The organism is Microvirga arabica, assembly GCF_016811235.1.
Taxonomy (GTDB): domain Bacteria; phylum Pseudomonadota; class Alphaproteobacteria; order Rhizobiales; family Beijerinckiaceae; genus Microvirga; species Microvirga arabica.
In genome coordinates, this window is the sequence record NZ_JAFBID010000003.1 from 152,583 (window position 1) to 166,241 (window position 13,659).

Sequence of the window (13,659 nt, forward strand, 5' to 3'; positions counted from 1 at the left end):
CTCTCTGGCTTAGCCAGGGAATATATAAGCTTCGCTTAAGCATGACCGGGCCTCATCGAGATCACGGTAGGTGCCTAATAGCGATCGACGCACGCCGGAAAAGCTATGGCCCTCGCAGGCTACAATGGCAACCGCAGACCCCACGCTTCCCTGCAAATCCAACGTCCATAGTCCAGGAGTGATATCGTCATCGGGCCTCTGAAAAAGCGCCTCGATCAAAACGTCACGCAGAAGGCCGATTTCCTCGGCTGTCGGCTCCTGTCCGGCGGCGAGTTGCTCGAGTCGATCCTCTGAAATCACATCTTCTAGAAAGTCCCAATTCAGCCGGTTTTGCGGCTTCTCTAGAATGTTGCTGTCCCTGGGCAATACATGGGTCCAGAATTCACCATTGTCAAAGCTAAGCTCGGCAGCATTGGCTCTCAAGAGGGCAATGTCCTCATCGCTCGGAGGCTCGCCAGCGAAAATCGAGTCCGCAATACAACCAATGAATTGGCTGAGAGGATCGCCTCGATGCTCGCCCTCGGACGCACGTTTCTCATCCAATTTCTAGTTCCCCAGTTGCTATTCGGGTTCGATAGAGTTGAGAGGCGCAGAAGCCGAAACGACATTGTTGGAGGTCGGAGTAATGCCAGCGCGCCCGTCGTTTCGGCTTCCTGTTTCTTGGACAGCTATGCGAAGTTGATTGGCTGCATACGAGAAAGGATATTTTCTAAGCTCAACTCCTCTTCATCCTCAGCGAGTTCCTCCCTGAGCTGATGTGCAAAACTACTGTCACAGGTGAGAAGAGAGCGGACTGGTCCCCACCAAACAATTGAGAAGGACCCACTGGACTTTTCATTTATCGCCTTCGCCGCAGCTACGTAGTCAAGCGACCCATTCCGCACCCGGCCGACTATTGAATTCAAATGCTCGGGTATGCCGTCCAATTTTCGCTCGCCACCACCAGGATTATAGAAGCAAATTTCCTCTACGACGGCAGAAAGCATTGCCTCTTCACTTTGGAAGGCATGAGGCCAGAGTGTCGGATGGACCATCGCGGGAGATGAGTCATCGTCAATCACCACTACATAGTCGGTCGGCTCGGGATTTCGCTCGCTAGCTTCCATCAACCTTGGAGCCTTTGAATGAATGTCATCCTCGTTATCGCTACTCACAGGACACCCTCATATTGTTGTTAGGTTGATATTCTGCCTTCAAATTGGTTCCTCATAGTTCTTCCTGGACCTCAGTTCTTGTTGCTTGGATATTTTGAGCTCGACCTTTAATGTCAGCAGTCAGACTCGAATTTGTACCGGCCAATAGCTCATATTTAAGGGTAAAGAGTTGGTGGTCGAGATCATCCTCATCCAACTTCGAAGCAAGCCAAATAAGGTGAGCACGAATTGCCTCACGCTTTACCTCATCCGTGATTGAACGGTTTGTGACTTCAACCCGATACCAAGAGTAGCTATCACTCTTGCCAGCACCGGCACTGGTAGCTCCCGATTTCGCATCTGGATTATCGCTACTCTGACTGCTGCTAGTCCCAGCGCCAGTGGACTTAGTCGTAGTATGTTCACCGCTCTGCTGAGCACCACCGGCTCCAAGGCCCGCAGTATCCGAGTCTTGGAGCTCAGCGCGCTTTAACTGCTGTTGAATTGAGCTAATCGCGAGCTGCTTTGGGCTTTCGACTTGCAAGCGTAAACCGTCTGAACCAACGAGTTCCCATCCTCCTGTGCCAGGACCCGCATGCTCAGCAGGTTGCAATAGGTCGTAGAGCACCTGTCGAATCTCATCGAGGGTAGGCACTAGTGGAAATCTCGGGTCTCTGTAAAAGGACGAGACAACATCTTTGAGTGTAAGATGCCGATCGAAGCTATCCAGAAGCAGTGAAAGGAACACCTCTGACAGTCGCATTCTCTTACGGCGCTTCTCAGTCGTGTCGGTGTATTCACCCACGGCACGATTGGCGGAAACTAGGCCGCCCCATACATCATTGCCATTGAGAGACGAGAGCTTGTCATCATCGAAATGGGAGAACACCACCTCCAACTGATCACCCTTGCGCGTCAGATAGATGTAGTGCCGGTAAGCACCTCGAACCTTTTGTTTGAGTTTGGCCTCAGCTTCAGTGAGCTTGCGCTGCACCTCAGCCTTCTCATCATCCTCAACGGTGTGGCTCGCAACCAATCGCCATGTTAGAACATCTTGGGCTGCTTGGACGGCGTAACGGCGTTGATAGGTGTTTACCGCTGCAAGCACACAGCTCGCGGCATTGTCGACGAGTAGACCATCGTCACCTAAGCCAAACATCCGACGAATTTCATTGCGCGACTTACTGTCATCGCCATTCAGTAATGTCCACCATCGAGGGTCAAGCACCACGAGGCGATTAGCCTGGCCATCTATACCACTTGCAACATCGCGAAGCACTTGCTTGTCGGTAGGCTCATGTACAAAGTGCACCTCCTCAAATTGCCCCTTGACGGTCAGTGCTTGTGCTGTCTCCCAGACTAAAGCTAGCTTGTCCTTCTCTGAGATTTGACTTTTCGCAGAATTAAAAAACATCCGCAGAGTCTGCTTGACTGTCAGCCAGTAACGCTCCGCAGAGTTTGCTGGCTTATTTACCTCAAGGGCACCTAAACCATCTTCACCAGTGAGAGTCGAAAATACCTCCTCGACAGCTGAGAAGGTTTTTGTGGGATCGTTGGTGGGCAGCATCAGAGCTGCCATAAGCTCTGCCTTAGTTGCGCCTCGGCGGCCCTGCCCTCGCCCAACAAGACTGTAGTTAAACAGGGCGGTAGCCATCCGCACTGCTGGGTTAGGCTGATCCGTAGCAAGTTTAGCATCAGCTAGCTTACGGTCGAGCTCAACAGCTCGGCCACTAGTGGCATCAGCAGAGGTGATATCGGTAGTAGCGACTGCGCGATAGCCTTGAATTGCTCGGTCGTTGCCCAACAGCAAGCCTGAGTTCAGCAGAGCATCGAGGCAACGCGCTTGCGGCACCTTGCCAGTTCCTCTGAGCCCTCCCAACGGCAAATCTCCGACGCCAATCAACGGAGGGGTCCACTCTCCCGCCTGTGCTGCACGGGTCCAGTGAAGTGCAGCTAGAGCAAATATCGCAACGGTCGACCGAACTCGCTGAAAGCCTTGCGCCTTGCCCCATTCGTTCTGGACCAAGTCCATCAGATCGGGGTGAAATGGATAGTTTTCTGCAATTCTATGACCGAGTGCAGCTGTGCCTTTACCTGGACCGAGGCGGGTGAGCACTTTCTCATCCCAGGCAGCTTCATTTTCGACAGTAGCCAAAAAGCCCTCGGTCAGCTGGGTTATAGGCAGACTCGCACTGTTTTGCTCGAAAATTCTCCGCCTTATGATTGCAGCAAAATCTCCAGTCTCGGTAACTGCTACAGTAGTACCATTGCGATTTAGGCGCCGAGTTATGTACTCGCGGAAGCTCTCTGCGAGTGGCGTGTAGCCCTCTGGGTCCAACTCGGAGCGTATCATCACTACGACGAACGCGACGTTTGGGACATCATCACAGGCATCCATCAAGGCGTTCAGGAAAGCCTGCTCTCCCGGCATCGTATCAACGACGCCCGCATTCGAGAGCTCCATAGCATAATCCATGAGCTCATCCAGAAGGATCAGCACAGGCTGCTTCCGAGACGCTAAAGCCTTTTGCAACGTCGCCTTGTTGGCGCCCATAGCAACATAGGTGTCATACTGAGCGCGATCACCCTTCAAAAGGGCCCAGAGGAATCGCTCGAAGAGATTTACCGCAGGCCCAAATAGCTCAGTAGCTTTGCCAGGTGAGAAGTGGTCCGCAGTCAACGTCACCACGTGAGCACCAGTAATGTCAATTTTCGCGCCACCAGCCTGAGCTTCGGCCAATACCTCTTTACCTAACTCACTGGCAAAGAATCCAACCGGGTTAGCGGCCATGTGATACAGGCCGACTAGCGAGTGCGACTTACCACCACCCATTCCTTGATCGAGATGATAAAGGGCAATGGTTTCTCCAGCGCCGGCCAACCGCCGCGCAATTCGGGAGAAGAACCCTACTAGATGCGGGGTCGGTTGAGTGATGTCTGAGTAGTATTCAACTGATCGGTAGGGCACCTCGACAGTTTGATACACTGCCTTGTGAAGGCTCATCTGAAGGTCGCCGATACCGCCATCAGCCGCGACGACCTCAGGACGCAGTGGTAGTAACTCGGTCCAACTCTGAACATTGGTCATTACGGTTTATGCCTCTAACTCGTCGAACAACGTGCGTTGAACTTTGGATTGGTGCACGCTTCCAATTAGGGTTGAGATAGTAGACGAAGTGCGCTTGATAGCCGCTAGTGCTTTGGCCACTTTGTCTGAAGCTGGTAGGTGACTTGCAAGGTCGCCGACAACTGCCCAAAGGTGCTGATCGCTTGCGTCGCGATCAGCCTGAGCGATTATGGTCGCGACGGCCTCAGTGCCGCCCTCGTCCCAAGCATGTGCCATCGCCCGCACAACCTCGAATACCGACGATCCAGGAGTTACTGGACTGGGCTCATCCAATCGAATGCGAAATCCCGCTTTTGACTCTGCTAGAATTCTATCCCTCAAATCCGAGAGTCGAAGTTCGTCGGCCTGTGCGAAGAAGCGGGCCTCCCCCTTCGGCACTTCCGCTCTACCTTTCGCGCGTAGCCAGAAAACGGCGAATCGGGTGACCACGTCAAAAGTCTCTAGCGGAAGCTGATCCACTCGAAGGCGCATTGCGTCGCGAACGGCACGCCTCGCAATCGTTAAATAGCGATCGAGATCAGCGTCAGTCCCATCGGGGTTAACCACCCTACTATAGCGGCCGTACACCTCCATTGCCGGGCCGTAAGACGCCATAAGTTGATCCTCAAGTGCTAATCCATCGGCGTCCCATTGGCGCACTCTCTCCGTAACAGCCTCTACCACCTCGCGATCAACTTCAGAGGCCATACCAAGCGGCCGTCGAGCAGGGGCGACTCGACAACCGATCGTCACAGTGACCTTTATCGATGCCACTCCGGTATTCGCTGACTCAGTGCGAGACGGCCATGCTGATGTCACAACGAAACCGGCCGTTTGGAGAGCTCCCAACAAGCGCCTCCATGCATCGGGATCAGAGTGGCCGAAAACCACAACGAGATGCCCTTCTGCCTTGAGAACTCGTCGTGCCTCACTGAACGAGGCAGCGAGCATGCTCTCATAGAACTCTGTATCGTGCTTAATACGATTTGGCTCGTGCACACGACGAACAATGATCTCTTGGTTCTTATCTTGGAGGCCGTCTGGATGCTGGCTGCCGGGTCCAAACAAATCTGGTTCGGCACGATACAGGCATCGCTTCAGCCATACGTGCAAGAGGTCTGACGCATCGGCGTACTCGATCATATCATAGTAGGGAGGGTCCGTAATAATTGCGTCGACTGAACTGTCCCTTAGAGGCAGGGCAGTTGCTGAGGCACGTCGGAGCTTAACCGGCCGCCCTTTCGGCTCACGCAAAACTTTTGCTACTGCCTGTACGGCGGTCGTAGAAACTGATGACCAAGTACCAGCGCCCGCACCCGGCCCGGTTTCGAAATAGTCAAACTGGAAGTTGACGCTCGCCTCGTTGGTGAAAATATGGTCAACCTGAAGATTATTGTTCTTAGAGCCATCAGCACTCCCGTGTTGACGGAGGCGCGCACCACGGGTTGCGTGTTTCAGCCACCGGACAAGGACCGATGCAGCGAACGAGCTAAGAGCTGCCGCATAATCGCTTGAGAAGCCGGCCGCAATGAGCTCATCAAATATCGATGCAATAACAGAGGTAGCCTCGACAAACATCCGAGTTTGTCGATCACACATGAGCTCGCCGAATGTCCGATAGCCGTAACCACTTGCCATCACAGTGTGCACATTGCCTGGCGGAATTCGCTCGGTCGGAAAAGCTGAGTATGGACCGCTGTGATCTGCTCCCGGTTTGGTGCCTGTCGCTGCGGCACGTTCGTCTTGGGACGGCAAACGGAATATTCGTTTTCCCGTTTGGTCTGTGTCAGCAACAACGAGGAGAGAATCCTGATATTGACCCGCTTCACCCTTGCCTTTCACCACCTCGAGCGGATGGACGAACCCACAAAACAAACAGCGTGCAGCCTTCCCTTTTTTCTTCCCACCATCAGCCTTCAGGCCAGACGAATATGTTGGCTGTTGAACAGGTGGACCGTCGATAACATCAACTCGCCATGTGTCTTTCTCGGGAATGAGCCACAATGATTGACCGAGATCATTTGTCTTTTTGTATGGATGGCGCAGTGCAAGTGACCCAAGCAGGGGAAAGCGGCGCTTGCAACCATCGCACGGGATAGTGATCGCCCATAGATAGCCCCAAGGAAACTGGCCCAATTCATTCTGCGGATAGAAAGGCCTCACCCTTTCAGATATGCGGCGACCGACTTCGCTGAGGATGACCTCAATGTCACGGACAAGGCGATCCTTTCCGCCTACCTCCAAGTCCAATGAGCCAGAGATTGTTGAGTATGAGATTGGAAGATTTGGCTCTGCCGACCAATCTCGTGCAGGATAGTCAGCCAGGAGCCGACCTGCTAATGTAGCCACCGGAGAAAGGTCGACGCCGATCGCATCCGCTCCTGCTCGCGCTGCCTCGAGTGGAATCATGGCGCGGCCCGAAAACATATCCAATACGACAGGCCTCTTGCCTGAGTGGGCTGCCACCACCCGTTTAGCCAACTCTCCTATCGCCTGTTGATCACCGCTCCGCACCGCTAAATCGATCAGTGGCTTCAGGGCATTATCGAACGGTAGGAGCGATGTTAGTGCGGCGGCTCGGGCCTGTGCGATTGGCCGCGAGGCAAACCACGTGAAGATCGCTTTTTCGACGCGACCCGATCCTTGAGGGGTACCGCAAGCCTCATCAACCGCGGCAACCGGGAACCATCGGTCAATCATCCGTGTATTAGTCATATCAATCACGCTGATGCTATGTGAGCTTTGAGCTGAGAAAGCTTGATCTGAATGCGCTGAATTTTTGCGGCGTTGCTCCCGAACAATTCGGCTGGACTTTTGGCTCTCACCCGCACTGTTGGATGCGACGCACAATCGTCGACTACATAAAGCCAATAGTCGTCACCGCGCTGGAGTGCCTGGGCCCACTCATTCTGCTCGAGCCAAACTGGGCCCATAGCACCTGTGAAGCCTTTGACCTCAATACACCGCTGATCTCCATTGTGGCGGTGTCGTGCGAGTAGGTCATAACCAACGCCGGCCGTCTGGCGATCATCAACCACGTAATCAAGTGCCTTGAGCTCGGCAATAACTGTCGCTACGGCAACTTTTTCTGCGTTCGGCTCGTAACCAAGCTCATTGAGCGTGACCCCCGCAGTGACTTCTGCCCATCCAATCAATCGAACTGCTGTCGCTTGAACATCTTCAAGTTCCGCAAGCTGCGACAAGCGATGGCTTTTGAGGGTCAGAAAGGCTGCTTGGCGATGCTGCCGTTCAGATTTCGGAAGCTCCGCAATTTCTGCAAGAAACCGGTCTTCGAGGTCGTTGAGCTGCAGACGAGCCTTCTCAACCCATCCAAGACGCTCCGCTTTCTGTCTATCGAGCTCACGCTTCAGCGCTGCCTTCGCCTCAGTCTCACCGTCGGTGAGCTGTGCCGGGGTGGGCTTACTCACAGCCGTCCCAGTCGCGGGACTAAGGCTCATCAGTGACTCCCAGGACACCTCGAACGCTCCTGCGCCGGACCAGCGCACGAGCAACGGTGCTGGGCGGGCGACCTGGCGTACGCCGTCGTGTACGCGCACCTCCGCTTCGTAGATGAGTAAGGTGTAGTCTGTGATTGAGCCTGTATCAACGAGTCGGGTGCCTCGCAACAACTCTGGCCGACCAACTTCAACAGCAAGTTGCACCAACTCTAGAAAGGCTTCCTCGGTAGGTCCGAGCACGACAACGTCGTCGAGATCAGCGGCACCGTCTGCACGTGCTTGTTGAAGGGAGCGGCCGTCAGCTGCGACGTAGCGGCTGCTGGCGGCACCGAGTGCCGCTGGGAGTGACTTTGAACTTTTTACTCGGCGAATTCCTGACGCAGGGCCGGAGGTTAACGTCCAGCCCTGAGCTTGAGCAAGCGCCTCAAGGAATCCATTTACAATCACCGGGTTGATTGCTTCTAAGCGGTCAGAACGGAACCGAGCCTCAGCAGCTGCATGATCTACTCGGGCTCGCAGATGCTGATCTTCATTTACTAGCGCTTCACCAGCTTTCCTAAGTGCGGCCACGTCAGGCACGACGATCTCTACACCTGGTTGGGCTTGCGCTTTGGATAGCGCCCGCGCGAAATCGAATTCGGCCGATAGTCGAGCAACTGTTGCATCTAAAAGGTCAAATATCCGGCCGCCTAGGCTCTCCGCGGCGGCTTCGATATTGCTGAGCATAACCTCTTGGACCCGTCCTTCGCGGGTCTGAGGCGCAACTAAGTGATAGATATAGACGTCCCTCTTTTGTCCAATACGATGCAATCGCCCCATCCGCTGTTCAAGGCGAACCAGTGACCACGGTATGTCCCAGTCAATCATGACATGGGCACTTTGGAGATTAATGCCTTCGCCGCCTGCATCCGTAGATACAAGCACTTGGAACTCTCGATTTAAGAATCGCCTTTGTAACTCGTGACGGGTCCGGTGATCGACTGCACCCTCTAAGGTTTCAACACTGTAGCCTGAATCAGAAAAGCGGGATGCGAGCCAACGCGCGGTATCACTAAATTCTGTAAAGAGGAGAAGCTGGCCATCACCAGGCCTTATCCCGTGGCGCTCCATCAGACGTTCGGCGATCACCCATTTCTCTGGGGTCCCACCGTCATCGATGGCAGCACGGAGCTGTGCCAGGAGGGTCTCGACAGCTTCAATTTCACCTAATTTGTCCCTAGTGGCAGCTCCTATAATTACGTCTTCCACCTGGGCGAGGCTTGCCGGGTCTTCGAATGCATCTGATAGCAAGCGGTCGCCTCGTAGCCCCTCAGCGAGCGTTTCCGGCACTTGCCCGAGGCCGCGCTTGGTTGCTGAACCCGATAATGCTGCTAAGCGACGCTTCAACGTCGCCTCTGCGGCCGGGAGGCAAGAGGCAGCTCGCTTTCCGTAAATAGAAAGCGCTAGTGTCGAGTTCTCGCCGTACCAAGTTTGAGCGTAATTCATCACTGCCTGATAGGCATCAAGCTCCAGGTCACCCAACGACACTGTAACAGTTTCGGCGAAACGATCCGGAAAAAGACGAGAGCCATCAAGGTTTCGCAATTCTTCCTTCATTCGTCGCAGGAACGACAAGCGGCTCGGCTTGAGCCGGCCAGTATATTGGTCTTCGTCTGGCTCCCACGGGTACATCGCTGGGTCGAGAAGATTGCAGAGCCCTCGGAAGAAGTGCTCTTTACCCCGATGCGGCGTCGCGGTCAGCAAGAGCAAATGGTGAGTTCGGGCTGCGAGCTCCTGTGCTGCAGTCAAATAGCGTGACGTTGGCGTAAGGCGATGCGCCTCATCAAAGACTGCGAGTGACCAAGATGCCCTTGATCCGGCAGCCTTGCGCCGAACATCAAGGTTAAATGTGAAGAGATCGAGACTAGTCACCCAAACATCTACTCGGGGATCGAGGTCTTTAGGGTCCCTCGCTACTTCTGGGGTCAAGCGACTCGCACGTATTCCGAAAAAGTCCTCAAGTTCTTCCTGCCACTTTTGTACCAGATGAGCGGGCACAACAATCAATGATGGACCTGGAATAAGGCCACGACGACGCCCTTCGACCAGATACATCCCGGTCATGATCGTTTTGCCCGTTCCAGGCTCATCCGCCAAGAGAAAGCGAAGGCGGGGCTGAGGCAACATATGATCAAAGACCGCCTCGTCTTGGTGCGCAAACGGCTTCAGTGATCTGGTGGCTAAGGCGGCCGAGCGGAGACGAGGCGACGCATACTGCATCCAACGCCCCCACAAGCCAGCGAGTGCTTGGGTTGGCGCTCCCTGGCCATCGTTCTCCGGAACTCGGGCTTGGGCGAGCTGCGACCAAGTCATAGTGCGATCGGTTAGTGCGCCATCAGGCCGCCGTACAATTAGGTCTGCGGCGTCGTCGGTTACGTTAACCATCTCGACCGTAACGAGCTCACCGTCGATTCGTAGTTTGTCACCTCGTCTTGGAGCTTGAGTCATAGCGCACCGCCTGGACAATTGCTCCACAGGCGCAGCATGCGCTGCTTTGTGGCGACCTGCTCAACCACTCTTCGCCCCCCTCTATGTCAGACCCGCAAATGCTGCTTGTTGCAGCAGCGGTTTGAAATATCTGACTCTAGAGCCGATGCACGCCCCTGCCGACAAGCCAAGCCCGCCATTCTGCTCAAGCTCTACAATATAAGGCCGACAATGCTAAGTCACTAAGCAGTTGGCCAAGTCGGCATCAGCAGCATATGTGTGTGGATGCGTTGCAACTATTCCGAGACTGGTGGCAGACTGGCGTCTAGTGATGCGCCAAGTTTCTTAATAACACTTCTCAAAAGGGAGCCTTGAGAATTGGTAGGGCACTCATCCACTATGTTCAAAACGGCGGCTCTTAAGCGCAATTCGCGTTAGCGGATGTCGCGGCTCCCTAGCAAAAGCAACGCAACAGTAACTGATCCGGCGCGCTAGCTAACCGATACATATGATAACATTTCTGCTAGCTCTGAGGTCAAACTCCTCGCGATGTGCGCGAGCATAAATGGCTTTGACCTCGCTTACCCTTGATATGTAACGCCCGGTGCTAATGGCCCATATAAAGGCGGCGCTCTATGCTTACCATACGCTTACTAATTGAGTTTTCTGGTAAGCAGCCCTCGAACCTACGAGGGCTAAGTGCTTGATTTTAATGGTACAGCCGCCCCGGCTCGAACGGGGGACCCCCAGATCCACAATCTGGTGCTCTAACCAACTGAGCTACGGCTGCACGTGAGGCAGGGTGTAATCGCCCGGGCGAGCAATTTCAAGACCTGATTACGGCCCGATGCTCCGGAAATGAACGCGGCGGGCGCCAGGCCCGCCGCGTCGCGTGCTCAAGCTTGAGAACGCTTATTCCGCCGTCGCGCCGGCGGCCTTGAGGACCGGGGTCCAGCGGGCGACCTCGCTCTCGACGAGCTTCTGCAGGGCTTCCGGCGTCCGCTCCGTGCTGCTCGGGATGACGCCGCCCAGTTCGGAAAGGCGCTTCTTGGTGTTCTCGTCGTCCAGGGACTTCATGAGGGCGTCGCTGAGCTTCTTGACCACATCCGGCGGGGTGCCCTTGGGGGCGAAGACCGCGTTCCAGGCGCTGACCTCATAGCCTTCAAGGCCGGCTTCCTTGGTGGTCGGCACGTTTGGCAGCACTGGGGAGCGCTCAGGTGTTGCGATGGCGTAGGCCTTGATGTTGCCGCCCTGGATCTGCGGGGCCACGTTGACGATCTGGTCGGTCATGAAGTCGACCGTGTTGGCCATCAGGTCGTTCAGGGCCGGGCCGGTGCCACGATAAGCCACCATGGTGGGCTTCGCCTTGACCACAGAGTTGAAGAAGATGCCCGTGGAGTGGGAGACAGAGCCCACGCCCGCATGGGCCATGTTCACCTTGTCGGCGTTCTTGGACAGATAGTCGAGGAAGCCCTTGAGGTCGTTGGCCGGGAAGTCCTTCTTGGCCACGATCACGATCGGGGTGCCGGCTGCCAGGCCGATGGGCGCGAAGTCCTTGGTCGGATCATACTTGAGGTTCGGGTACAGGGCCGGAGCGGCGCCATGGGTACCCATATGACCCATCATGATGGTGTAGCCGTCCGGCTGAGACTGGGCGGCGCGGGTGATGCCCGTGGTGCCGCCGGCGCCGGCCACGTTCTCGATCACGATCTGCTGGCCCAGCGTACGGCTCATGTTGTCGGTCACGATGCGGGCGACCACGTCCGTCGGGCCGCCGGCCGCGAACGGAACGATCATGGTGATCGGGCGGGTGGGATAGCCTTGGGCCTGGGCGCCCGTTGCGGCCAAGCCGGCGACTGCGGCCAGAGCCAGTACAACCTTGTTCATCAATTTTCCTCCCTTGGAAAAGTTATGGCCTACCATGTGGGCAAGATGGAGTTGAAGGCAAGCTACTCGGTGAAGACCTCGTCCCTTCCCTTTCGGATGGAGGGCAGAAGGGCGATCACAAGTAGGACAGCGGCCACCAAGAGCAGGCCGGCGCTGACCGGGCGCTCGATGAAGGTTTCCAGCGAGCCGCGCGAAATAATCAGAGCGCGCCTGAGGTTTTCCTCCATGAGCCTGCCGAGCACGAAGCCGAGCAGCATCGGCGCCGGCTCGAAGCCGAACTTGATCAGCATGTAGCCGACGAGGCCGAAGAACGCGATGAACATCACGTCGGTGGGCAGAGAGTTGATCGAGTAGATGCCGATGCAGCAGAACATCAGGATCGCCGGGAACAGAAGGCGATACGGCACTTTCAGCAGCCGCACCCACATGCCCACCAGCGGCAGGTTGATGATGAGCAGCATCAGGTTGCCCACCCACATCGAGGCGATCATGCCCCAGAACAGGGTTGGGTTCTTGGTCATCACCTGAGGGCCCGGGATGATGCCATGGATGGTCATGGCGCCGACCATCAGGGCCATCACGGCATTCGGCGGGATGCCCAGCGTCAGCAGCGGGATGAAGGAGGTCTGCGCGCCGGCGTTGTTGGCACTTTCCGGCCCTGCCACGCCCTCGATGGCGCCGCGGCCGAAGCGGCTCGGGTCCTTGGCGAGCTTCTTCTCGAGCGTATAGGCTGCGAACGGCCCGAGCACTGCGCCGTTGCCGGGAAGGATGCCGAGCGCCGCGCCGATGAAGGTGCCGCGCAGCACCGGCTTGTAGGACTGCCTGAAGTCGTCCCGGTTCGGCAGCAGGCGTCCGATGGCCTGGCGCACCACGTCGCGGGTCTCGGTATGATCGAGATTGCGCATGATCTCGGCGATGCCGAAGATGCCCATGGCCAGCACCGCAAAGTCGATGCCGTCGGACAGGAACGGGAGGCCGAAGGTCATGCGCTCCTCACCGGTTTCCAGATCCGTGCCGACCGTGGAGAGCAGGATGCCGACGAGGATCATGGCGATGGCCTTGAGGATCGAGCCCCGCGCCAGCACGACCGCGAAGACCAGGCCCATGACCATGAGGGAGAAATACTCGGTGGGTCCGAAGATCAGCGCCAGGCTGGTGAGCGGGGCTCCCAGGGCCGCGATGACAAGCGTCGCCACAGTGCCGGCGAAGAACGACCCGATGGCCGCGATGCCGAGCGCCACGCCGGCCCGGCCCTGTCGGGCCATCTGGTGACCGTCGAGCGCCGTGACCACGGAGGTCGCCTCGCCCGGAATGTTGACGAGGATTGCCGTGGTCGACCCGCCGTACTGGGCGCCATAATAGATGCCGGCCAGCATGATGAGTGCACCGGTCGGATCGAGTCCGAAGGTGATGGGCAGCAGCATGGCGATGGTGGCAATGGGCCCGACGCCGGGCAGCACGCCGATGAGGGTGCCGACGAGACAGCCGAGGAAGGCCAGGCCCAGGTTCTGCAGGGTCAGGGCGACCCCGAAACCGAGGCTGAGATTGGAGAAAAGGTCACCCATCAGATCCTCCCGTTGTGGTCGGCGACATCAACCGGACCGCGACG

General features: G+C 56.4%; 7 protein-coding genes and 1 tRNA gene. All 8 read right to left on the reverse strand.

All coding sequences use genetic code 11. The features are described from left to right. Nucleotides 1-9: 9 nt before the first annotated feature. On the reverse strand, nt 10-543 hold the full coding sequence (locus JQC81_RS03025; protein WP_203270236.1) for a hypothetical protein: 534 nt from the start codon (nt 541-543) through the stop codon (nt 10-12). A 125-nt stretch (nt 544-668) separates the two neighbouring features. Then, nucleotides 669-1,154, reverse strand: coding sequence for a hypothetical protein (locus JQC81_RS03030; RefSeq protein WP_203270237.1), 486 nt, complete (start codon nt 1,152-1,154; stop codon nt 669-671). 52 nt (nt 1,155-1,206) lie between these two features. Next, the gene (locus JQC81_RS03035) at nt 1,207-4,221 is read right to left on the reverse strand and encodes a DUF499 family protein (protein WP_203270238.1); all 3,015 of its coding nucleotides are present in this window, start codon (nt 4,219-4,221) and stop codon (nt 1,207-1,209) included. A gap of 6 nt (nt 4,222-4,227) precedes the next feature. Continuing rightward, nucleotides 4,228-6,954, reverse strand: coding sequence for a DUF8807 domain-containing protein (locus JQC81_RS03040; RefSeq protein WP_203270239.1), 2,727 nt, complete (start codon nt 6,952-6,954; stop codon nt 4,228-4,230). Between the two features lie 5 nt (nt 6,955-6,959). After that, nucleotides 6,960-9,956 (reverse strand): helicase-related protein, encoded by a 2,997-nt coding sequence (locus JQC81_RS03045; protein ID WP_203270240.1) that lies wholly within the window; start codon nt 9,954-9,956, stop codon nt 6,960-6,962. Between the two features lie 920 nt (nt 9,957-10,876). Further along, nucleotides 10,877-10,953 (reverse strand) — tRNA-His (locus JQC81_RS03050). 122 nt (nt 10,954-11,075) lie between these two features. Continuing rightward, nucleotides 11,076-12,050, reverse strand: coding sequence for a tripartite tricarboxylate transporter substrate-binding protein (locus JQC81_RS03055; protein ID WP_203270241.1), 975 nt, complete (start codon nt 12,048-12,050; stop codon nt 11,076-11,078). A gap of 62 nt (nt 12,051-12,112) precedes the next feature. Continuing rightward, the gene (locus JQC81_RS03060) at nt 12,113-13,615 is read right to left on the reverse strand and encodes a tripartite tricarboxylate transporter permease (protein ID WP_203270242.1); all 1,503 of its coding nucleotides are present in this window, start codon (nt 13,613-13,615) and stop codon (nt 12,113-12,115) included. Between the last annotated feature and the right edge of the window lie 44 nt (nt 13,616-13,659).

Bases quoted from the DNA above. Each gene is read 5' to 3' on its own strand.
- JQC81_RS03035 (WP_203270238.1), bottom strand. From the start codon at position 4,221: ATGACCAATGTTCAGAGTTGGACCGAGTTACTACCACTGCGTCCTGAG.
- JQC81_RS03040 (WP_203270239.1), bottom strand. From the start codon at position 6,954: ATGACTAATACACGGATGATTGACCGATGGTTCCCGGTTGCCGCGGTT.
- JQC81_RS03045 (WP_203270240.1), bottom strand. From the start codon at position 9,956: ATGCAGTATGCGTCGCCTCGTCTCCGCTCGGCCGCCTTAGCCACCAGA.
- JQC81_RS03055 (WP_203270241.1), bottom strand. From the start codon at position 12,050: ATGAACAAGGTTGTACTGGCTCTGGCCGCAGTCGCCGGCTTGGCCGCA.
- JQC81_RS03060 (WP_203270242.1), bottom strand. From the start codon at position 13,615: ATGGGTGACCTTTTCTCCAATCTCAGCCTCGGTTTCGGGGTCGCCCTG.